Consider the following 21,157-nt stretch of genomic DNA (forward strand, 5'->3'; position numbering starts at 1 on the left):
TTTCGTGGTTTTCAGGCAGTTAGCGCCAGTGCCTGTTTGCCGGCGCGGCGCAAGGCCACGGCGTCGGTTTCTGCGTGCGTCACGTCTTTGGTTGACAGGCGGAAGACTCGAATGTTATCCAACGAGGCGTCTGCGTTTCGATTCATGTTTTTTGAGACGCCAGCCAGGTCTTCGGCCATTTGCGCATTGTGATGAGTAATTTGATCAAGCTGTTGCAAAGCTGAGCTGACTTCCTGTATGCCGCCAGTCTGCTCCTGGGCGGCCAGATCGATTTCCTGCAGGATCTGGCTTTGGCGGGTAACGGCCGTTACGACTTCATTCATCCGCGTCTGGACTTCTTCGGTGGATTTGCCGCCCTGAGCGATCCGGATTCCGGATTCTTCGATCAGACTGCGGATTTCCTGGACAGCATTCGCCGTACGCTGGGATAGGGAGCGAACCTCGGATGCCACGACGGCAAAGCCGCGGCCGTTTTCTCCGGCGCGGGCAGCCTCGACCGAGGCGTTCAGGGCCAGGATGTTGGTTTGGAAGGCCACGGATTCGATGACGCGGACAAAATCGCCGATATGGTGGGACGATTCAGTGATGCCCTTCATGACTTCGGTCAGTGCTTTGACGGTTTCCTGGCTGCGCTGGACGGCGTGGGTCGTTTCACTGGCAATCTGCGTGCCGGTTTTGGTCATCTCGGACGTCTGCCGCACCGCGCTGCTGATCTGTTCCATGGCTGTCGCGGATTTTTGCAGGCCTGCCGCCTGTTGTTCCGTGCGTGCGACCATTTCCTGTGTGTGTTCACCCAGCTTATGGGCGTCGGTCGACAGGAATTGGCGCACATCACGCATGACGGTGCGGATGATCAAGGCCAGCTGGTTGATGGGCAGGATCAGTTTGCTTTCATTCTGGAAGTCGGCAACCGAAATGAATTCGGATAAATCGCCGCTGGCCAATAACCGGGCGACTTCGGCAACACGGTCTATCGGTTTGATCAGCAGATAGGTTATGCCCAGCCAGGCCAGCAGCCCCGTGCCTGCGCCAGCGGCGATCTGCGTCCATAAGGGCATCCCCAGGCCCGCAGCGATAAGGGGGCCGGAGACAGCCAGCAAGGCCAGCAAGATGGCTTTGCCCTTCCATCCCGGATGAAGGATGCTGTTCAGACGGCCGAAAAGTCCGGTTCGATAGAGCACACCGTTTTGGAACCGGTGACGTAACCGACCAGATTCAGCTTCCTGGCGCATAGTGGTAAACAGTTGTTCTGCGGCGACGATTTCGCTATCGCTGGGAAGCGTGCGAACGGAAAGATAGCCGACGATCTGATCGCCGTTACGCATGGGGGTGGCATTGGCCCGCACCCAGTAGCTGTCGCCGTCTTTACGGCGGTTCTTGATCAGGGCGCTCCAGAGATTGCCTGCCTGGATGGTGGCCCAGAAGTCACGAAAGGTTTCTTCGGGCATGTCTGGATGGCGCAGAATATTGTGCGGCTGACCCAGAAGTTCTTCCTTGGTGTAGCCGCTGACGCGGATGAAATCGTCGTTGCAATACGTAATCCGGCCCTTGGTGTCTGTGATCGAGATCAGTGTCTGATCAGCCGGGTATGGATAGGTTTTTTGAGTGATTGGCTGGTTGTTACGCATACGCCCCCTTCTTGACATCCAGGATGATGTCTTGTGTTGGCCTTATCGTCGTATTACAGCTACTTTCTGGTGAATGTGGGTGTTATTCATTCAAGTGTTTGTAATTCACCAGATATGCCAATAGTAATCCTTTGATACAAAGATGCAAATATTTTTATTGTCTGTCCGTTTTAGCCCTATAAAAACCGTGGAAAGCCCGGCTTCCCCTAAGGTTCAACTAAGAATCACTGTGTACTGTTATCACCGATCGGCCGCTTGAGCCGGTTTCAACAGGGTGCTGAGATGGGACGTGTTTCTGTGGATACTGATTTGCTGGGCGGAGAGGCAGAAAAATCGTCGCTGGACGCGACCTGGGCGCATCTGGCCCAGGCGCAGGTGCGGCGTCGGCGTGCTCTGGGTGTACTGGCCGTTTTGGCGATTGCCGTGCTGCCCTGGATCGGTTCAGCGTGGCCGCAGTCCGGTTGGATGAACGAAGGGTTGGAGTGGACCGGTCTTGCGCTGCTGGTGCTGGCGGTGCTGGGGCGCTGCGCTTGCATGCTGTATCTGGGGGGGCGCAAGGGTGCGGATCTGGTGGCTGAAGGCCCGTATTCGGTCAGTCGCAATCCGTTATATGTATTTTCCATCTTGGCGGTTTTCGGGATTGGTTTGCAGACCGGCAGTCTGGTGGTGGGGCTGGTGCTGATGGGATTGGCAGGCCTGATTTTTTATTGGATCGTCGGCGAGGAAGAAATCCTGTTGCGCCAGGCATTCGGCGAAAGTTATGCCGCTTATTGCCAGCGGACGCCGAAATTCCTGCCTGAGTGGTCTTTGTGGCAATCGCCTCAGCACGTCACGGTGGATTTGCACGGCGTCTGGAAAACCGTGCGGGATGCGCTGCCATATTTTTTATCCATTCCGGTCTTTGAAGCCATCGAAGCGGCTCAACAGGCGGGGTGGGTGCATGTATACTTTTTTCTGTTCTGACCTAAGTCATACCTAGATTTGCTTGAGTAGTCTCTTGACCGCTGGACACCGGGGACCTGCATGCGAAAGAACAGAAATATCGGCGCCATTCCGCTGGTGCAGAATTTGCGCCAATACCAGGCGCGTTATCAGGCGGACATGCATCGGCTGGCGGGATTGGTACAAACCGTTTCGCCGGGGCTTTTCCTACGGGAACTGCTCGACAATCCCGAATCTATCGGGGCGGTCTGGCCCAGCTCCAGACAATTGGCCTGCCGAATGGCAGCGCAGGTTCCTCTGTCGGGCGATGGGCTGGTGGTGGAATTGGGCGCCGGCACCGGAGCCGTGACGCAGGCGCTATTGGATCGGGGTATTTCCGCCAGACGGCTGTGGGTAGTGGAACGATCCCCTTCTTTCGTGCAGCATCTGCGACATCGTTTTCCGGCCTTGACGGTGGTCGGCGGGGATGCCGCCGATCTGGAATCCTTGCTGCCGGCCAACGCGTCCGTCGATACGATCGTGTCCAGCCTGCCGTTGCGATCTTTGCCGGCCGATGTGGTGGCGGCGGTTCTGGATCAGTGGCGGCAGTGCCTGGCAGCCGATGGCCGGCTGGTGCAGTTCACTTATGCCTTGTGGGGCAGTGATGCCGACTTGTTCGCCGGCTTTGCCGAAGAGCCGGATCATTACGCCTGGTTGAATCTGCCGCCCGCCCGGGTGCGGACCTTCAGGCGGGTGCATTCTGCCGTAGACGGATTGTGACTTTCAGCCCTGTTTGAGCGGCAGCGTCCGAGAAACCCAAGGCGATGTCGGCGTTCAGGCGGGTGGCGATGGTTTTGACGATCGCCAGCCCCAGACCGGACCCAAGCTGCTCCGTGCCCAGTATCCGGTAAAACGGATCGAAAATACGTTTTCTTTCCTGGAGCGGTATCCCGGGGCCGGTGTCGACAACACATAGTTCGATCATGTCATCCCTGACGCAAGCCGAGAGATCAACCCGGCCGCCTGCCGGGGTGTAGCGGATGGCATTGTCGACCAGGTTCCTGATCAGCGTGCTCAGATCCAATGCATTGGTTTGCGTCTGGATGTCGGAAACGGATGTGACGCCCAGGTCGATGTGCTTGGCCTGTGCTTGCGGCATCAGGTCTTCCAGTACGCGGCGGTATAGCGTCGGGATGGATACCAGGGATGGCTCCGGCTCGGCGGCTGATTGCGCCTTGGCCAGGCTCAACAGCTGGTCCAGCAGGTTGCGGCCCCTCTGGATTCCTTGGCGCAAGACAGTCAGCCGCTCGCGGGCGACTGGCGGCAGGTCGGACTCGTCCAAGCGTTCGGCTTGCAGAGACAACGCTGTCATCGGGGAACGCAGTTCGTGAGCGGCGTCAGCGACGAAGCGGCGCTGGGCTTCGCGGGATCGGGCCAATCGGATCAACAGGCGGTTGATGGCGATGATGAACGGACGGACTTCCGTGGGCAGATGGTGGTCCGGCACAGGACGCAGGTCCTCGAACGAACGCCGGTCGATTTCTCTGGAAAGCCCGGCGATCGGCTGGAACATCTGGCGAACCAGGTGAGTGACGATCAGCAGCAGGATCGGCATCAGAATCAAGAAAGGCATCAGGGTGCGCAGGGCGCTTTCACGGGCGATCTTGTCGCGGAAATCGGCTTCCTGGGCGATGGCGATGCGTTCGCCGGACGGCTGGGTTTTGACCAGCACGCGGTACGTGCTGCCATGCGATTTCAGGGTGTGCAGCCCATCGCTCAGGTCAATGGGCAGCAGCAGAGGATGTTGGCTGGTGGATCTGGGGGGCTCAGTGATGGGTGATGCCAGACGCTGGATGATGATGTACGAATCGTCGTCGCCGTCAGCCAGACTGGTGGATGCGCTGTCCGGCGCCAGAATCAGGTGCTGCTGATCCATCAGTTCGGCGATCTGATACAGCACATCGTCCTGCAGCTCGTTGGTTTCGTCCAGCGTCGAGGAAAAGGAAAACACGCCGGCGATGACGGCGACGGCGGCGATGATGATGGACAGGATGAAGGACAGCCGAAATTGCAGCGAGGTATTCAGCCGTTTTTTGAAACCATCCATCCCACTCCCCTGACATTGCGGATCACATCGTGGCCCAACTTGCGCCGCAAGGCGTGAATCAGGAATTCGATGGCATTGCTTTCGACTTCTTCGCCCCAGCCGTACAGGCGGTCTTCCAATTCAGATCGTGACAGGATAGCGCCGGGCCGCATCAGCAGCGCTTGCAGCAGGGAAAACTCGCGGCCAGACAGCTGCAAGGCCGCGCCGTCTCGGGTGTTTGCCTGTTTGGTGCTCAGATCCAGCGTGATGACGCCGTTGTCCAGCACCGGGCTGGCCTGGCCGCTCTGACGCCGAATGACGGCGCGCATCCGGGCCAGCAATTCGGCCATATCGAAAGGTTTGAGGATGTAGTCGTCCGCGCCGGCATCCAGACCCCTCAGGCGCTCATTCAGTGCGTCGCGGGCCGTGATGATCAGGACGGGAACCATGTTCTGGCGGGCGCGCAGGACTTCCAGCACTTCCAGGCCGTCCTTGCCGGGCAGCCCCAGATCCAGCAGGACCAGATCGTAGTGCTGCATGGCCAGAGTATCCAACGCTGTCTGTCCGTTTTGCACCCAGTCGGCGGCATAGGCGGCATCCTGCAGGGCATCGTGAACAACCTGGCCGATCATGAGGTCGTCTTCGATCAAGAGTACGCGCATGGGATTTCCTGTTCCTTCGGCCCAAGGATAAACCGGATTGTTCAATCGGTTTCGAACGTCTCGGTGTCGGCATTGAATTGTTCGAGCGTGACCAGCATGATGATAATGGCCAAAAACAACGCACTGGTCCAAGAGGCGCCCATGCCCATGCCGCCGTCCGCCTTGCCTTGCGTCAGCAGGTCTCCCAGCGCTGCCCCGAAGGGGCGGGTCAGGATATAAGCCAGCCAGAACGTCAGCACCGCGTTGCCGCCCAGGCGCCAGGCGCCGTAAGACAGCGCGATCAGCGCGCCGAATACGACGGCGCCCCAGGCGAAGCCCAGGTTCAGCGCCTCGGTGGCCAGGTCTCCGGCGGCGGTTCCCAGGGCGAAGGTGCATAGAATCGCAGCCCAGTAGAACAGTTCCCGGCGGCGCGACACGATGTCGTGGATGGATAGCGTGTGTTCCGTCCGGTACCAGATGGCAAAAATGCTCATCAGCAGTCCGGCGAAGATGGGGGTGCTCACGGCCAGGCTGATCCCCAGGTGGTCGGTCAAAAAATCGGTGATCTGCGTGCCGACGATGCTGACCAGTACAACGGTCAGCCAGTAGATCCAGGGGGTGTAGTGTGGTTTGCGCAGCTGGATGGTCAAAGCCGTGATCAGCAACAAGGCCATGATGGCATCGGTCATGCCCGGCCCCCAGCCGGCATTGAAGGCTAGATAATCAGCACCGGTTTCCCCGACGGTGGTGCATAGGATCTTGATGATCCAGAAAGCAAGCGCGACGGCCGGAACCTTGATCAGGCGGCTGGCAGCCTTGCGATGGTTGAAATCGAGAACGTCTTGCATGGTGAATCTCCGGCGATGTCAGGAATAGACATGCCGGAGAGGCTACGGATGCAGACTTAGATGAGCCTGAGATCAATCGTCCTGGGGCGGTATCAGAACGAAGTGGTGGCGGAACTGCGGCGGCTCGGTGACCTGGGTGGTCTTGCCGTCAGATGAGACGGTTAAGTTGATATGGATCTGCGCCCAGCTCTGGTCTTTGTCCATGGGGACCGGGCGGGCCAGGCCATTTGCATCTATCCCGACGGCGTCCTTGATGGGGATGGTCATAGTGGCGCCCAGGCGGAAGCTGCCGTCCGGTGTTTTTTCGACATCGAAATGAAAACGCCCGGACCCGACCGGCATGACGACGGAGCCGTCTTCCAGTTTGAAAGGCGAGTCTTGCCCAAGATCCACCAGCCCCTTCAGGATGCCTGCGCCCAATTGCTGGTTCATGATGCGGGTCAGCGGTTCGGCGGCAGGGCCTGCGATGCGGACCAGGGAATCCAGCGCTTCGCCCATCTGGCTGTCTCTGGAGAGGTCATCTGGTATCCGGCTGGGCCAGGTGCTGCGCACATTACCGCCATCCGTGCCGGTACCGCGTACCGATAGCGAAATGCTGGTGCGCTCGATGCCGTCCTTGAAGAACGAATGGCTGACGGAAAATTCGGTGTCTGTGCCGTGTACCGGCAGTCTGGTGGTGTGGGTGGCGTGATCTTTGACGTTGACAGGTTCTTCCAGATGCGGGGTCAGCTTGGCTCGCATGGCGTCGGTCATCGTCATGCTTGATTTGAAAGTCGCCGGGTCGTAGCTGATCTCGTATTGTTCGATCAAGGACTGCTTGAAGGTGCTGGGGAGCGTGATCGCTGGAACCACCGGATTGTCGTTTTGCGTCAGGGTGGCCAGTCGTTCGTGCATGGAACTGCCGATGCTATCCAGCAGATGCTGGGATGTGCTGACCCGTTCCAGGGTTTCGACGCCGCTGCCGGCATAATCGTGAAGCGATACGATGTTGCCCATGCTGGAGGCGACATCGCGGAAGGATGCTTCCAGCGTGTTGATCAGCCCCAGGTTCTGCAAGGCATTCTGGATGACCTCCTCGTCTTCTGAGTCGGTCAATTGTTTGATGGCTGCCTGGGTGGCCTGCATCATCATGGCTTTGCGGTCGTCCGGGCTGGCGGTGTCGCCGTAATGCCCTAGCCGGGTCAGTTGCTGAGTGCGCTGTCGTTCGATATCGGATAGATCGCGCAATTGGCGCATCAGAACCGGCGTGTCCACGGGGGCCTGCGCCAAGGTCTGCAGCAGCTGGTTCGTGCCCTCGATCATTTTGGCGCTCAGGGCCGTGACGCGATCCAGACCTTCCAGGCTGGCATCGTCGCGGACTAGTTCCAGTCCGAAGGGCTGCAAGGTGGTCTGGCTGTGCCGGATATGGCCTAAGGAATGATCATCGAGCAGCTTCAGCGAGTCGCGGTTCAGCGGGCCGTCGGGGTTTGCGTCGGGGTCGCGCAGGGCTTGCATGGTTTCCGCCATGATGACGCCCAAGGCATCCTTGGTGCCGGAGGGGATCTGTCCGAAGGTATTTTCCAGGGATTGGACCTGGGCTTGCAGGCTGGACAAGGCCTTTGCGATTTCGCTGCGGTTTTCTGTATGCAGGGCCACGTCCAGCTTGTGAGTCAGCGTGGGGGCCAGGGCGTCGACACGGGTCTGTATTTCCTGGTCCAGCGATTCACTGAGGCGGTCGAGCATCGTACGCCCCTGAGTGATGCGTCCGGTCTGGATCTGGTCCGGATCCAGGGTGTCATGGCGCATGTCGGGGGCTTCTTCCAGCGTTTTGGGCGGCTCTGAATGCAGATTTCGTATCTGGCTGAGCGCTTGCTTGGCCGTGTCGAGCTTGCCGGAATTCAGTACTTGGGACAAGGTATGGAGCTGCGCGTCCGGCAGATTGTCCAGGTAGATGTCCAGATGCTGGTTGCCGATCATCGCCAGGCCGGTGGACAAGGTATGCAGGTGGCCGTCCAGGGCGACACCGTCGACAGGTGTTCGGGATAGCAGTTCGGTGATGTCGGACAGGGGCGCTTGAATGGCATCCTGGGCGATCTGCTGGCTGAGGGCCGTATCGATCTGTTTCAGCACGTTTTCGGCCTGAGCCCGCAGGCGGGGCGGATCGACCTGATCCAGGATGGCTTGCCGCGCTTCGGGATTGCTCAGCGAGCCGCTGCGCAGAGCGCTCAGATCCATCAGGCCCAGCTCTTGCAGGTAGGTCTTGAGAGATTCCTTGCCGCCGGACAAATTGGACAGGTCACCGTGGGATAGGTCACCTAGTCTGGCCAGGCCTTCGGCGATCTTGCCTTGCGCCTTGGTGTCATCTGGCTGGGCGGTCAGATGACCCAGCAGGTTCCCGATTCGGCGGCTATTGTCGCGCGCCTGGTCGAGGACGAATTGTTGCGCCCGTTGCGCCGGGCTGGCCGTCAGGTAGAACGCGGTCTTGGACAGAAAATTCAGGATGCGCTGACCGACGCCGGGCCCGCTGGTGCGAGGAGTGGCTCCGGGTTCGGCCTTGAATCGCAGATTGCCGACCTGTCCCAGCGGACCGGCGTCAAGATTATTCCGACCCACATTCTGGATGGGCGCGTGACCGAGGTTCTGGATGCCGGACATGATGGATTCCTGGGAAGGTCAAACACGCAGGCCGAAGCCGGGCATGGGATCGGGGGGGAGGGATGAATCTGTGGCGGCAGGGGCTTGCCGGTTTTGCGCGTCGGCAGAGGGCGCGCACAGGCGCTGCTGCCATTCGCTAGCGACGGCGACCATGGATTCGATCGTAGTCCGTAGCCAGGCGGTATCTGCTCGGGACAGTTCGAGGCGGCGGGACAGTACCAGTTCGCCGGTGATGTCGTCCAGGCCCAGCGTGGCGCCGTCGGTGTCGCGGCAAAAGAGATTGGCGGCCAGCAATTGGCGGAACACCGTCTGGCGTCGTTCCGCATCGGCAGGCGCCTGCCCGATGATGATGTAGCACTGCAGGGAGTCGGTGCCTGGATCGTGCTCCAGATTCAGGGTAGGACCGTTTTCAAACGCCAGCGCCGCTGTCCCGTCCTGATTCAGTGCGATGGGGGCTCCGGCGTCCTGGCCGAACAGGGAAACTAGGGTGTGTGCATCCATGGGGCTCCTCGGTCTGCATGATGGGGGGCGCTGCAGTGCGTGCGGCGGCGTCATCAACTGAGTAACGCGAGTAGCGGCTTTGTTCCGTGTCAGCGGCCGGTATAGACCTCGTCGGCCGCCAGCAGGATATCCACCGGAGGGTCGAAGCCGATGATCCGGGCGGTTTCCAGGTTCAGCGCGATTTTGGCGGGATCTATCCAGATCTGGCTCAGTTGCCGAGGCTTGGCGCCGTTGAAAATGCGGGCAATGACTTCGGCATGGAACAGGCCCACATAGGAGTAGTCCGCTTGCGCCAGGCTCATGAGCAGCCCCTGCTCGACCTGGGCGGATCCCAGCATGGCAAAGCTGGGTACTTTGGCCTGGCGCAGGATTTCCGCCACGGCGCCGATGGTGGTGGGCGTGATGCTGCGGTGTACGGTAACGTACATGGCATCGACCTGGGCGCTGAGCGTGCGATAGCAGCCCATGGCGTTGAGGGTTGCCTGGGAGACATCCAGCGCATTGGTCCCGGTCGAGCAGGATTTGATCTGGAAATGGTCTTCTTTGGCGACTTGCTCGACGGCTGGGACGGCTGCGTAAGTACGGCCTTCCGGGCTGTCTTCGTAGACCAGACCCAGGGTTTTGAACTGCACGATGTCGTGAAACAGCCTGACCTGCCGTTGATAGCGTTCCGGTTGGACGCGGGCGTGCAGATTGTCCAGCCCGCTGTCCTGGGCGCTGGTGACGATATGGGAGCCGACCGCGTCGCTGGTCGATGCCACCACGGTGGGAACGGGCGCCCCTAAGGCTGCCATGTCCTGCCCGGCCCAGGTTCCCATGGCGATGATCAGGTCGATGTCCTTGCGCTTGGTCAGGCGGTCACTGATGGCCTGGCGGACGGCGGGGCGTTGCGCGGCATCGAAATTCCCGGGTTGCCATTGGGCATCTGCGACGAACTGCAGGGTTTCACTTTTTGCATTGGCGGCCAGGTACTGCCAGGTCTGCTTGCCCGTCAGGTCTTGAGGGATATCGGGAATGGTCAGCCAGCCCAGTTGTTGCAGGCCTTGAACGATGGCGCGCAGGGTCCGGGGGTATTCGACATAGTCGCCGCTTTCGAAATAGCCAAGCCGCCACTTGCTGCCGTCCGGCTTGGTTTGGGGCGTAGTGGGAAAGACGTGAGCGGTCGCGGCGGGCGAGGCGGCGTCTGTCTGGGCGGCATGGGTCTGCGCCTGGGCGGCGACCGGCGCCAACAGCATCAGGGACAGCAGCAGTGAGCAGGTTTTGGAAATCATGTGCGTCGTATTGCGATCAGCGTGATATCGTCAAAGGGGTCCGCCCCGTCTGTGAAGCGGCGCAGGTCTGCCAATAACTGGTCGATCTGCTTGCCGGTATTGTCGGCTGGCGTCGCTAATTGAGCGAGCAGCTGCGCTTCACCGTATTGCTCTCCGGCCAGATTGGTCGCGTCGGTCACCCCATCGGTATAACCCAGCATGGTTTCGCCTGGCAGCAATGTGGATTCGAGCGGCTGGTAGGACAGGTCTTCCTGCACGCCGCAGGCAGGCCCGCTGCGGCCTGTCAGCAATCGGACCTGTCCGTCGGGGGCGATGATGGCCGGAGGGGGGTGTCCGGCATTGGCCCAGATCAGGTGGCCGGTCTGCAGATCCAGCACGCCCAGCAGCAGGGTGACGAACATCATGTTCGGATTGTTTTCCGCCAAGCGGTTGTTGATCCGGTGCATGATCCGCGCGGGATCTGTTTCGTCTTCGGTCGTGGCTCGGATCAGCGTCCGGGTGACTGCCATGAAAAGCGCAGCGGGTACGCCTTTGTCGGAAACGTCGCCGATGGCAAAGCACAGCCGTCCATCCGGCAGAGGGAAGTAATCGTATAGATCGCCGCCGACCTCTTTGGCCGGTTGGATGGCCGCGTGCAGATCCGCCTGGCGAACGATTTCCGGCGGCAGCGGCAAGGGCAGCAGTCCCATCTGGATATCGCGAGCGATGTTCAGTTCGCTTTCAAAGCGTTCGCGCACCGAGGTTTCCTGCATCAGGCGGGCGACGTTTTCCCCTAGTTTGTCCTGCATGAAGAGGAAGGACGACGCCAGCCGGCCGACTTCGTCGCGGTGGCGGGCCGGCAGGGCGGCGATGCTTGCGGGCGGTTCGGCGAGGGTCGTCAGATCCTGGTCGGGCAGGCTGCGCGCGTACTGGGTCAGCGTATCCAGGGGGCGGGTGATGCGGGTGGCGATGAGCCAGGCCAGCGCCAGCGCGAGCAACAGTGCGCCGGCAAAGATCAGGGCCTGTCGGCGGATCAGGCTGCGGGCCGGCGCCTGCAGATCGCTTTGGGGGACGGCTGCCGCCAGCGTCCAGCCCAGCGGCTTGTAGTGAATGGTTTGGATGAACCAGGGGGCTTCGTGGTCGGATAGGGTGACGGTGAACAGGTGGGGTTGCGGCGTCGGCAGGGACGCGCGCAGCGGTTTGTTGGTAGCCAGGTCGATGGCGTCGAGCAGGCGGGGGGCCTGCGCTTCGGGGGGCGGAACGATGAAGCGGCCGTTATCCGCCAGGATGAAGACAAAGCCGGATTGCGCCAGGGTCAGGCTGGATAGGGAGCTGAGCAGGGCGGACTCCATCTGAGCCCTTTGGGCCTGGACTTGATCCAGGATTTCCTGAGCGCTGTCGGATACGGCCAGTACCCAGTCCCAGGCTGGGAAATAGCCGAAGTAGCCATAGCGTGTTTCCAGCGACCTGCCGGCCCCTTGGGCTGGGGTCGCCCAACGGTACAGGGCGAAGCCGTGTCCCGAATAGCGGCTTTCGTCGTAGAGAGCCTGAGCCAAGGGCCGGCCCTTGATGTCGCGGACATCCGATAGATCGGTCCCGATCATTTCCGCCATTCCGCTGGCCAGGACCTGATGGCGGGCATTGTAAATAAAAGCGTAGCGCTGTTTGCCCAGCGACAGGCGATTGAGCCAGGCGCTGGCCAGGCGTTGGGCGGCTTCAGTGGAGACGAGACCGCGTTCGGCCATGGCGGCGTAACCGCCCAGCACGGACTGGATCGTGGTGCCGAGCTCCATCAGCTGCGCCCGGCCGCTGCGCACGCTGCGGATCTTGTCGTCGAGCAGCGCTCCCCAGCGCGCTTCGGTATCGCGTTGCACCAGGCTCAGGACGTTGTCGATGGCGTGGCGCTCGCCGGCCTCGACGGTGCGGGTGACATCGCGTTGGGTCACGGGGATGACGGCCCCGGCAACGATGAGCAGGAGCCCAAGGACGGCGAGAAAGATCTTGCCGCGCAGGGATCGGGTAAGTGAGTGCATGGAAAAGTGGCGATTGAGACCGGTACTGCAAATGAAGACCGGCACTGCAAATTACTTCAATTGTAAAATCTCGTCTACCTTATTTCGATGCAGGTTTCGTGACCATGGACAAGGCGTACTCCCGTCGGCTGCTGGATCGATTGCGCCGCCGCCCCGTGCTCGAGGTCACCCTGGCTTGTCTGGCTGTGCTGCTTTTGGCCCAGGCGCTGATCGGCGCCTTGAGCTTGTCGGCGCTCTACCGCCTGAATACTGACATGACGGCGGACCGGGTCGAGGTCGAGGTTCGCCAGATGGCAACCGGCATCGAAAACGGCTTGCGGCTGGGCAAGCCGCTGGCCCAGTACTTCGGTCTGTCTGATCTGTTGAATCAGCGTTTGGACAGCCTGCCGGATGCGCGCGGCGCAGCTGTCTTGCTGGCTGATGGACAGGTGGCTGCCGCGCAAGGCCAGCCCCTGCGCGATATCCAGGGACTGGGGCGGGCGGTCACGCATCCGGCGTCTTTCTTGGCCGAGGGGCTGTCGCGTCGGGCCAATGGTGCGGTGGTTCATCGCAGCAGCCAAGGGATTGCCGTGGCGGTGCCGCTGCAGGGGGCCGAGGCGGCGACCGTGGGAGTCGCGGTGCTGGCTGTCGTGCCGGGTACATCGGCAGGCAGCGCCTACATCCTGAGAAACCTTGCCGTTCTGTTCATCGTGACGCTGGTCGTCGGTCTGGGGCTGGCGGCTGCCTACAAGTTCGTGGTGCGCCCGGAGCAACTGGCCTCCGGCGGTTGGGCGCACTTCTTTCTGCCGCTGGTGGCCTTGATGCTGGCCCAGGGGCTGTATGCCGCACATACGATTCACACGTTCCGGGCGGTCTCGCTGGAAGTGACTCGCGATAATGCGCGTATCTTGGCGCAAGGCCTGCAGCAGGACCTGGATCGCGTGCTGGGTTATGGCATTGCCATCGATCATTTGCGTAATGTAGAGGCGCCGTTTTCCCGCCTGGCGGCGACATTCCCGGTGATTCGCTCCATCGACCTGCTGGATGCCTCGGGCAAGGTGATCAATCGCGCGGGCGGACGGGGAGCGTTGCCGCTCGATACATCGCCGCCCGCGTCCGACGAGATGATTTTGTCCCTGCCATTGGCGGTGGGGCAGGCGGTCCAGGGGCGGCTGGTATTGCATCTGGATGATGCCGTGATCGCGGCAGGGGTGCGTGCCCGCGTCATTGATGCCTTGACGGTGGTGGCGGTCGCTCTGGTGGCCGCCATCGAGATGTTGCTGCTGTTGGCCCTCATGTTGCGGCGATCCGGGAAGGCGGTTGTGGACGGCGGGCAGGTGGGGCGGATCGCCCGGCCGGTCATGTTCGGTTTCCTATTCTCGTGGGCGCTGCCTTTGGGGTTTCTGCCGCTGTATGCGCGCAGCCTGCCCAGCGGCGGGCTGCCGCTGTCCGAAAATCTGTTGATGGCCTTGCCGATTTCCGTGGAAATGGGGTGTGGTCTGTTGACGGCGCTGCTGGCCGGCGGCATCACGGATCGGCGGGGCTGGCAGGCGCCGGTGCTGGCAGGTCTGGGTGTGTGCGGCCTGGGGTTTGCCGCTTGCGCATGGGCGCCGGACTTGCCCTGGTTCACGGCAGCCAGGGGTGTCGTGGGGCTGGGGTATGGCTTGACCTGGATGGGGTTGCAGGGCCTCATCGTGACCCGCAGCCCGGCCAATGCCCGCGGCCGCAACATGAGCAATGTGATTGCCGGCTTGTTTGCCGGCCACTTGGCCGGCGCCGCTGTCGGGGCCATGTTGATGGAACAGCTGGGGTTCAGGGCCGTGTTTTTGGTGGCGGTCGTGATGCTGCTGCTGCCGCTGTCGGGGGTATTGATCCTGATGCGGCCCTATATGGCGTCGCCGCGCGCCGTGGCTGCTGCCAAGGCGGTTGCGCCTGCCGTGCGCGCCCACCGCAGTTTGGCGTTGGCTCAGACCTTGCGCTTGGTATGCACACGGGATTTCGGCCTGCTGCTGCTGGGCAGCGTCATTCCCTTTTCCGTCGCCCAGGTGGGGCTGCTGTCCTATGCCTTGCCGCTTTATCTGGACGCCCAGGGGGCGGCGGCGTCCAGCGTGGGGCGGGTGCTCATGATCTATGGCTTGTGCGTGATCTATCTGGGGCCCATGATGGGGCGCATGGCGGATCGCTCCGTGATCAAAAAACGGTGGATCGTCGCAGGAGGGGTGATCGGCAGCTTGGGGCTGATGGCCTTGTATTTGAATAGCGGCTTGCTGGCGGCTTCGTTGGCTGTGTTGCTGCTGGCCTTGGCGAGCTGCCTGAGCGGCGCGGCCCAGGCCCCATACATGCTGGCTTTGCCCGATGTCCAGCGCTATGGTGCGGCCGGAGCGACCAGTGTGCTGCGCGCGGCAGACAAGCTCGGGCAGATGGCGGGGCCGGTCGTGGTGGGCGTACTGTTCGGCGTGGCCGGCATGGGGACCGGTCTGGCGTTGACCGGCTTGATCTATCTGCTGGCGACGTTGCTGTTTCTGGCGTTTGCCCCCGTCAGCACAGCGGGGCAAACGGCACCCGAGCCGTCAAGCCAGTGAGCAGTTCGGCGGCGATGGTCGTAGCCGATGCCGCCACCCGCTCGACGGGCAATTCCGCCCCCCATAGCGTGATGGGAGCGTCCAGCGCGATGTCGCCTGCATCTGTCAGATCGATCGCCAGCGCGTCCATGCTGGGACGGCCCAGCAGGCGGGTGAGGCGACCGGCCGCCAGCACCGGGGTGCCTGTCCCTGCGTGGCGCGGGTAGCCGTCGGCATAGCCGCAGCTGACCAACCCGATCCGCATGTCCCGTTCGGCCACAAAGGCGCCGCTGTATCCCAGGCTGGCGCCGGCCGGCAGGCGGTGGATGGCGCCCAGCCGGGCGATCAGCGTCATGGCGGCCCTCAGGCCCAGGTCCTGCCCCGTGATATCGGCCAGCGGGCTCACACCGTAGAGCGCGATGCCGGGGCGGATCCAGTCGGTTTGCGCCGCATGATCGGGCTGTTGCAGCAATGCGGCGGAATTACAGGTGGAAATGGGTCCTGGCAGACCGGCCACCACATGCTGGAACCGGCGCAATGCTTCTGTGATGCCCTGGGGGGCTTCTGCCTGAGCGTAGTGGTTCAGATGGCCGGTGCCTGTCGTGCGGCCGCTGTCCTGCAATGCACGGGCCTGGCGGTGCGCTTGCGCATAAGCCTGGTCATCGAATCCCCCCATGCGGGTGTCTCCGGCGTAGCGCAGCCAGATCGCGGGGGGCATGGGAAGGGCGCCGTCCGCCAGCCAGCGAAGCTGGTCTTCGTGGCTGATGATCAGGTGCAAGTTCGGTAGCGTCAATGCCTGGATATCGCTCGCGCGCAGCAGCCCTGTGTGAACAAGAATAGGGCCCTTCCAGCCAGCCTGGTGGCAAGCATGGGCTTCGGAAAGAGTCTGGACGGTGACGCCGTCAGCCGCTTGCAGGCCGGGCATGACGTTGTTCAGGCCGTGCCCGTACGCATCGGCCTTGGCCGTCGCCCAGATGCGGGTAGCGCGGTGATTCAGGCGTCGCCGCAATTGCGAAAGGTTGTGCGCGACAGCGGCGGCATCCACGAAGGCGCAGAGCCGGTCAGCGTGCTTGGGCAGGTGAAAGTCGGGCATGGGAGGTCCATGGAATTGGGCGGTTGCCCTGATTCAGTACCTGAACCTGCCTGACGGTTCCATCAAGGGTGGTGCATGACCATGGTCAGACAATTCCAGCCGGATTGTCGCTGATAGCGCAATTCGTGCAGATAATGCCGCATCAGGCGCACCCCGTGGCCGCCGGGCTTGGCTTCGTCCAGGCAGGCGACCAGCGCCGGAGGGTCTCCTGCCGTCGGGTCGTAGGGGCGTCCATTGTCGCGCAGCGTCAGGGTGATGGCGCCTTCCCGCACTTGGCAGGACACCGTGATGGCCGGTGAATCATCGGTCGCCTGCGGGTCGAAGGCATAGGACACGACGTTGGTAAGGGCTTCGTCCAGGCAGAGCGTCAGACCGAAGGTCGTGCGAGGCGGCCATTCCTGCTGTTCTGCAATGGCCTCGAGCCATTCCAGCGCATGCGGCACGGCCTGTGCGTCTGCATGCAGTTCAAGCATGTCGCGGCTGTCTGACATGGTGTCACCTGGGTAGGATGATCTGGAGAGAGTTCAGAGAGTTGCATCCCCCCGGATGCGGGCGGCAAGGTCGGCGGCAGCCTGGGTCGAGGATACGCCGAAGGCCAGGATTCCCTGGTCCAGCGGACCTGTGATGCGGGGGGCCGCGACCAGTTCGCGGCCGATAATCAGAGCGAGCACGCCGCCGACGTTGTTGCGGCTGGCCGTGCTCAGCCGCTGAGCGCCGCTTTGAGTCAGGCGCAGTCCGACGAAAGGCTGCCCCTGGGAGTCGACCAGCGCCGCCGCGTCGGTCAGGTCATCGCGGACGATGATCGGGCGGGGTTGCAGGTAAAGCGTGCCTTCCGGCACCTGGACAGCGATCAGATCCGGGTCGGATCGTGACTGGGCCAGGTAGATGGCGACCGGTTGCACCTGCTGGGGCTGGGCAGCCGACTGGGCGGCCGGATCGGACGTGTGGCGGGTGGTCGATGGCAGGTTCTGGCAGCCTGCCAGAACCAGTAGGGCAGCCAGCAGGGCTGGGGCAAAGATTCGGGGTGTCAGGCGCATGGTGGGCAGTTCGGGTTGGACCCTGGAATTGTAGAAGGATAAACCATGAAAGCGCGATATGTCCGGCGCGGGAACTATCGGAATGCGCCTGGATGCAGGCGTAGACTATTCGGCGGCAAGCGGGGGAACCCTGGCAGGCGAATCGTTACTGAGTGCATGCCGGGGCCTGGCGCCGGTATGAACGGAGAGAAGCATGGTCATCGGACTTAATAATTTCAGACAGGTGGGCGGCGGAACCTTTGAGCGGGAAATCCGCTTGAATCAGGGCAATGATCAGGTGCGCCAGAGCGGCGTGTCCCGGTTGGCGGCGCGCATCAGCGGATTCTTTACGACGCGCACCCCGCAGCAACGGGACCAGATCCGCGATGATCGTGTCCAGGTCAAACAGCAGTTCCTGACGCTGCTCAGCCAGACCGAAGGGCGCGCCGGCGCGCAGCGGGCCCTGCAGGCGTGCGGTCTGCCGCGCGATTGGGCGACCAATGATCGACCCTTGACCAATCATCAGGTCACGCGGATTTTGGACAAGTCCCAGGAATTGCGCCAGAACATCGTCCGGCACAACGAAGAGCGGCTGACGCTGGTGCTCAATGGGCTGGACGGCCCGGAAAGCCGGGATCTGCGGGCAGCCGTCTGCCGGGCGGTGCGCAATGACTCGCGCTTCGGCAATACGCCGCTGAGTCAGTTGGATGTCCGGGCCTTGCGTGCGCAGGCAGAAACGAATTTGCGCGACGTACACCAATCCCAGTGTCAGGAACGCTTCCCCGGCCTCAGCCAACTGGTGCTGCAGGCGCCGCAAGGCAGTCCCCTGGGCCAGCTGCCGTTGGCTCCCGCCACGTTGATCGGGGGGCTGAGGCAGTTGCCGACGCTAGGCGGCGCGGACCCGCAGCTGGTCGGCGAGACATTGGATCGGATAGACCAGACAACTGAACTGCTGGGCCGTCAGGCCTGGAATCAAGACAGTCTGCGTGGCTTGTCTACGGAACTTGATCAACAGGAAATAGATCTGCTGGTCGCGGGCCAGGATCTGGCTGCGCACTCGCTGGAGTGTCAGCAGGAACTGGACAGTTTGCAGGTCCAGCGCCAGGCGTTGGGCGGAGACGAAGACCTCGACGCCCAGATCGAGGATCTTCAGCAGCAGAAGGATGTCTATGACGCCTTGGGCAAGGATCTGGATCATCAGGTCGAGCTGGTGCGCGCCAAGAGCGCGTTCGTCGAGGAGATGCGTCTGACAGATCCCCTGACGGACCGGTCGGTGAAGCATAGCAATCTGATCTGGGCCGAAGCGGGGCAGTCTCTGATGGACCGGCTGGACGAGGGCATCGCTCGGGGTGAGCCGCCCTTGACTGAGGCGCAACAGGGCGCGTTGGCCCATGCGCAGCTCGAATGGACCAGCCTGTGCATTGATCGTATGTCGGATTATCGGGTCAGCAGCCAGAACCCGGATGACCTTCAAAGCATTCCGGCGCCAAACAAGGACAATCAGGATACCCACCCCATCGTGGAGGGCAAACGCAATACGCTCGCTGCCTTGCGGAGCAAGCTTGAAGAGGTCGGCATCCCGAAGAAAACGCTGGATGCGCTCTTTTCCAAAGAGTCCCTGGGGCGCGCCGAGCGCCAAGCGCTGTCGGGCATCGGCACTTGGCAGCCGCTGAGCCGCGATATGGTGGTGATGCGCGATGGCGTGATGCGCACCTACACAAGCGAGATCGAGTCCGCGCAATTCATGGATCGCAGCCTGGGGGTGGATCTGGGCCATGGACGTAGCGGCGGCGTATCGGCCGGGGTGAGAGACAATGTCGAGCACGCCCGTAACCTGAAGGTCAGCCGCTTGAGAGATCCGGACGGGCAGGTCATGACGACGGTGGTGGGTCATGGCGTGCTGGACATGTGGGGTGTGGATGATCCGCAGCTGCGTCAGCAGTCCAATCGGCAGGGCGCAAAAGAGGTGCTGGAAGTCGCTTTGTCCAGCAATGCGCGGCTGCGCGACGGCCTGACCGATCCCAACCGCCCGCAGGGCGCCCCAGCGCCCAGGCTGGTGCATGTCAGCGTCAACCTGATCTCGCCCGATAGCGTGCGCGAAATGCTGCCGGGCCTGAAGGACTACAAGGAAAAAACCTATACCTTCAATCAGTTCGAGGCCTTTGACGCCAATTCCGGTCCTGGCCAGGATTTGCGTGTTTTCAGTCCTCAGGGTCCCGATGGCGGTCAGGTGGCGCAGGTCGATGTGGACACCATCACCTTTTCGTTCGGTATCAATGGCATTGCGACCGGGGCGATGCAGCACCTGATGTTCGGCGCCTGGGACAATGTCCATGAACACAATACGCGCAACATGGTCAAGCTGATCGGCGATCTGGGCGATGGCCGGTTCGGCGCCCGAGGCGCACGGCCTGGGGGGTTTGTCGGCGAGGCTTATGATCGCCTGCAGGGGCTCATTGATGATCAGAATACGGACCCCGCGCAGCGGCAGAACGCCGAAAACCTGATGGCGCAGCTGCGCGGTCAGACGGATCTGGTCCGCTCCATGTTCACAGAGGAAACCTTTCGCAAGGGCAATGGCGACACGGCGAAAATGGGACGTGAAATCCTGGTGCTGCAGGGTTTAGCGGAACAGGGCCTGGATCTGGCGGGGGTCACCGATCTGGCCGGCACCATGTCCAAAGGCTGCAAGAGCGATAAGGACCGTGGCGGCGTGACAGACGTCGAGCTGAAGGCCAAGCTGATCCTGCGGGATCTGGGGGGCGAGATGAACCCCGATGAACGGCTGGAAGGGGACGATCAAGGCGTTTACTATACGGTAAGCTCCAGTTCCGGCCAGCTTGAGAATCAGCGCTGGAATACGGGTCTGTCCGGCAGCAAGGAAGCCGGACACCTGAAAGACCGTTTGCCTGATCCTGAGGTCCGCCAGTTTTTGTGTGGTCTGGGCAAATTCGCCAAGGCTTGATGCTGCACGACGCTAACACTGCTACCGGAGCAAAATATGTCTCTATCTTCCTATCAGGCCCTGATCGCCGAATTGGGCCAGTCGCTGGGCGACGCAGAGATGGCCGCGGGTGAAGACGGGTATCTGGGACTCGTGATCGATGCTCACGATATCCACCTTCAATATGATGCCGACGAAGACCAGCTGGTGCTGTACGCCCGGCTGCAGGAAGCCGATGCAGACCGCCGCGACGCCATCTACGCCATGCTGCTGGCGGCCAATATCTTCTGGCAGGGCACGCGGGGGGCGACCTTCAGCGCCGATTTCGATACCGGCCGTATTTTCCTGGCCGACCGGCGTGGCTTGGCCGGTCTGGATGCAGAGGCGCTGTCTGTGTGGATCGAGCGCTTTTCCAATGCGGCGGCTTACTGGCGTGAACGCATTGATGCGGCCAACGATGGCGGGCCGTTGCGCACCGCCGGGGCCGACGTCCCCGCTCCCGGCGCGACGGGCTTGCCCGGGTTTCCGCCCGGGGGTTCCCTTGCCTGATCCGTTCTGACCGCGCACCCGTCCGTGACTGAAGACTCGACCTTCACCCGATTGTTGTCGGAATTGGGACAGATCCTTGGTATCGCACCGCTGGCCCCCTCTCAGGGGGTCTGTCAGTTGGTGTTCGATGGCCGCCATGTCGTTCATTTGATGCATGCCGGCGCCCGCGATCTGGTGCTGCTGTCTTGTAGTCTGGACGGTCAGGGCATGGATGGTTCGCATGCCTTGCGCATGGCCCAGGCTGATTTCCTGCAGGCGGGAAATGGCGGCGTGATCCTGTGCGTGGCGCCCGATGGCCGGCCCTGCATGCAGCTGGCGCTTGCCCTGCGGGACTGCAGCGCCTCCGATCTGGAGACGGCTCTGGAGTCCTTGCTGAATCAGGCTGAGCGGTGGGCGGATAGCGCACCAGCAGACACCGCCGGCCCCGGCCGGCGGCCCGATGACCCCGCCTTGTTCCTGCAATCTGTCTGACG

Annotated in this window: 17 protein-coding genes; 6 read left to right on the plus strand and 11 right to left on the minus strand. The window is 62.1% G+C overall.

Annotated elements, in window-relative coordinates:
- Positions 1–11: 11 nt before the first annotated feature.
- The gene (locus VDP79_RS13640) at positions 12–1,628 is read right to left on the minus strand and encodes a methyl-accepting chemotaxis protein (RefSeq protein ID WP_323018708.1); all 1,617 of its coding nucleotides are present in this window, start codon (positions 1,626–1,628) and stop codon (positions 12–14) included.
- Between the two features lie 282 nt (positions 1,629–1,910).
- On the opposite strand from VDP79_RS13640, the gene VDP79_RS13645 reads away from it, so the two are divergent.
- Both VDP79_RS13645 and VDP79_RS13650 read left to right on the plus strand, forming a co-directional pair.
- A complete protein-coding gene (locus VDP79_RS13645; RefSeq protein ID WP_323018709.1) occupies positions 1,911–2,591 on the plus strand; it encodes an isoprenylcysteine carboxylmethyltransferase family protein in 681 nt (226 codons plus the stop codon).
- A gap of 138 nt (positions 2,592–2,729) precedes the next feature.
- Entirely contained in the window at positions 2,730–3,329 is a 600-nt protein-coding gene (locus VDP79_RS13650; RefSeq protein WP_323018962.1) for a class I SAM-dependent methyltransferase, read from the plus strand.
- Here VDP79_RS13650 and VDP79_RS13655 read toward each other — a convergent pair.
- The 7 genes from VDP79_RS13655 to VDP79_RS13685 all read right to left on the minus strand — a co-directional run bounded on the left by VDP79_RS13655 (position 3,295) and on the right by VDP79_RS13685 (position 12,542).
- Complete coding sequence (locus VDP79_RS13655; RefSeq protein ID WP_323018710.1) at positions 3,295–4,656, minus strand: ATP-binding protein; 1,362 nt, start codon at positions 4,654–4,656, stop codon at positions 3,295–3,297. The two genes, VDP79_RS13650 and VDP79_RS13655, sit on opposite strands and share 35 nt — an antisense overlap.
- Positions 4,632–5,297 carry a response regulator transcription factor gene (locus tag VDP79_RS13660; protein ID WP_323018711.1) on the minus strand — a complete coding sequence of 222 codons (666 nt, stop codon included), beginning with the start codon at positions 5,295–5,297 and terminating at the stop codon, positions 4,632–4,634. Before VDP79_RS13660 ends, VDP79_RS13655 begins: the two co-directional genes overlap by 25 nt.
- 41 nt (positions 5,298–5,338) lie before the next feature.
- Positions 5,339–6,124: a hypothetical protein gene (locus VDP79_RS13665; RefSeq protein WP_323018712.1), complete on the minus strand. Its 786-nt coding sequence runs from the start codon at positions 6,122–6,124 to the stop codon at positions 5,339–5,341.
- Positions 6,125–6,196: 72 nt separating this feature from the next.
- Entirely contained in the window at positions 6,197–8,758 is a 2,562-nt protein-coding gene (locus VDP79_RS13670) for a hypothetical protein (protein WP_323018713.1), read from the minus strand.
- Positions 8,759–8,776: 18 nt separating this feature from the next.
- Positions 8,777–9,259 (minus strand): type III secretion system chaperone, encoded by a 483-nt coding sequence (locus VDP79_RS13675; RefSeq protein WP_323018714.1) that lies wholly within the window; start codon positions 9,257–9,259, stop codon positions 8,777–8,779.
- Between the two features lie 89 nt (positions 9,260–9,348).
- Positions 9,349–10,530, minus strand: a complete 1,182-nt coding sequence (locus tag VDP79_RS13680; RefSeq protein WP_416233118.1) for an ABC transporter substrate-binding protein — start codon at positions 10,528–10,530, stop codon at positions 9,349–9,351.
- Positions 10,527–12,542, minus strand: a complete 2,016-nt coding sequence (locus tag VDP79_RS13685) for a SpoIIE family protein phosphatase (RefSeq protein WP_323018715.1) — start codon at positions 12,540–12,542, stop codon at positions 10,527–10,529. The genes VDP79_RS13680 and VDP79_RS13685 overlap by 4 nt, the downstream gene beginning before the upstream one ends.
- Before the next feature lie 104 nt (positions 12,543–12,646).
- Between VDP79_RS13685 and VDP79_RS13690 the strand changes: the two genes are divergently transcribed.
- Positions 12,647–15,103: an MFS transporter gene (locus VDP79_RS13690; RefSeq protein WP_323018716.1), complete on the plus strand. Its 2,457-nt coding sequence runs from the start codon at positions 12,647–12,649 to the stop codon at positions 15,101–15,103.
- Here VDP79_RS13690 and alr read toward each other — a convergent pair.
- The 3 genes from alr to VDP79_RS13705 all read right to left on the minus strand — a co-directional run bounded on the left by alr (position 15,060) and on the right by VDP79_RS13705 (position 17,212).
- Complete coding sequence (gene alr / locus VDP79_RS13695) at positions 15,060–16,175, minus strand: alanine racemase (protein ID WP_323018717.1); 1,116 nt, start codon at positions 16,173–16,175, stop codon at positions 15,060–15,062. The genes VDP79_RS13690 and alr overlap by 44 nt on opposite strands.
- Positions 16,176–16,237: 62 nt before the next feature.
- A complete protein-coding gene (locus tag VDP79_RS13700; RefSeq protein WP_323018718.1) occupies positions 16,238–16,666 on the minus strand; it encodes an ATP-binding protein in 429 nt (142 codons plus the stop codon).
- 33 nt (positions 16,667–16,699) lie between these two features.
- Positions 16,700–17,212 (minus strand): SecDF P1 head subdomain-containing protein, encoded by a 513-nt coding sequence (locus tag VDP79_RS13705; protein ID WP_323018719.1) that lies wholly within the window; start codon positions 17,210–17,212, stop codon positions 16,700–16,702.
- Between the two features lie 193 nt (positions 17,213–17,405).
- Between VDP79_RS13705 and VDP79_RS13710 the strand changes: the two genes are divergently transcribed.
- Genes VDP79_RS13710 through VDP79_RS13720 form a run of 3 tightly spaced genes read left to right on the plus strand, consistent with a single transcriptional unit; the run spans position 17,406 to position 21,155 of the window.
- The gene (locus tag VDP79_RS13710) at positions 17,406–20,156 is read left to right on the plus strand and encodes an inositol phosphate phosphatase SopB (RefSeq protein ID WP_323018720.1); all 2,751 of its coding nucleotides are present in this window, start codon (positions 17,406–17,408) and stop codon (positions 20,154–20,156) included.
- A gap of 36 nt (positions 20,157–20,192) precedes the next feature.
- The gene (locus tag VDP79_RS13715) at positions 20,193–20,684 is read left to right on the plus strand and encodes a type III secretion system chaperone (protein ID WP_323018721.1); all 492 of its coding nucleotides are present in this window, start codon (positions 20,193–20,195) and stop codon (positions 20,682–20,684) included.
- 24 nt (positions 20,685–20,708) lie between these two features.
- Positions 20,709–21,155, plus strand: coding sequence for a type III secretion system chaperone (locus tag VDP79_RS13720; protein ID WP_323018722.1), 447 nt, complete (start codon positions 20,709–20,711; stop codon positions 21,153–21,155).
- The last annotated feature ends 2 nt before the right edge of the window (positions 21,156–21,157 follow it).

Source organism: Castellaniella sp. (assembly GCF_034675905.1).
Lineage (GTDB): Bacteria > Pseudomonadota > Gammaproteobacteria > Burkholderiales > Burkholderiaceae_B > Castellaniella.

Coding starts and splice junctions, on each gene's coding strand:
- VDP79_RS13685 (WP_323018715.1), bottom strand. CDS start 12,542: ATGCACTCACTTACCCGATCCCTGCGCGGCAAGATCTTTCTCGCCGTC.
- VDP79_RS13680 (WP_416233118.1), bottom strand. CDS start 10,530: ATGATTTCCAAAACCTGCTCACTGCTGCTGTCCCTGATGCTGTTGGCG.
- VDP79_RS13645 (WP_323018709.1), top strand. CDS start 1,911: ATGGGACGTGTTTCTGTGGATACTGATTTGCTGGGCGGAGAGGCAGAA.
- VDP79_RS13660 (WP_323018711.1), bottom strand. CDS start 5,297: ATGCGCGTACTCTTGATCGAAGACGACCTCATGATCGGCCAGGTTGTT.
- VDP79_RS13700 (WP_323018718.1), bottom strand. CDS start 16,666: ATGTCAGACAGCCGCGACATGCTTGAACTGCATGCAGACGCACAGGCC.
- VDP79_RS13665 (WP_323018712.1), bottom strand. CDS start 6,124: ATGCAAGACGTTCTCGATTTCAACCATCGCAAGGCTGCCAGCCGCCTG.
- VDP79_RS13640 (WP_323018708.1), bottom strand. CDS start 1,628: ATGCGTAACAACCAGCCAATCACTCAAAAAACCTATCCATACCCGGCT.
- VDP79_RS13650 (WP_323018962.1), top strand. CDS start 2,730: ATGCATCGGCTGGCGGGATTGGTACAAACCGTTTCGCCGGGGCTTTTC.
- VDP79_RS13675 (WP_323018714.1), bottom strand. CDS start 9,259: ATGGATGCACACACCCTAGTTTCCCTGTTCGGCCAGGACGCCGGAGCC.
- VDP79_RS13710 (WP_323018720.1), top strand. CDS start 17,406: ATGGTCATCGGACTTAATAATTTCAGACAGGTGGGCGGCGGAACCTTT.
- VDP79_RS13670 (WP_323018713.1), bottom strand. CDS start 8,758: ATGTCCGGCATCCAGAACCTCGGTCACGCGCCCATCCAGAATGTGGGT.
- alr (WP_323018717.1), bottom strand. CDS start 16,175: ATGCCCGACTTTCACCTGCCCAAGCACGCTGACCGGCTCTGCGCCTTC.
- VDP79_RS13705 (WP_323018719.1), bottom strand. CDS start 17,212: ATGCGCCTGACACCCCGAATCTTTGCCCCAGCCCTGCTGGCTGCCCTA.
- VDP79_RS13655 (WP_323018710.1), bottom strand. CDS start 4,656: ATGGATGGTTTCAAAAAACGGCTGAATACCTCGCTGCAATTTCGGCTG.
- VDP79_RS13690 (WP_323018716.1), top strand. CDS start 12,647: ATGGACAAGGCGTACTCCCGTCGGCTGCTGGATCGATTGCGCCGCCGC.
- VDP79_RS13715 (WP_323018721.1), top strand. CDS start 20,193: ATGTCTCTATCTTCCTATCAGGCCCTGATCGCCGAATTGGGCCAGTCG.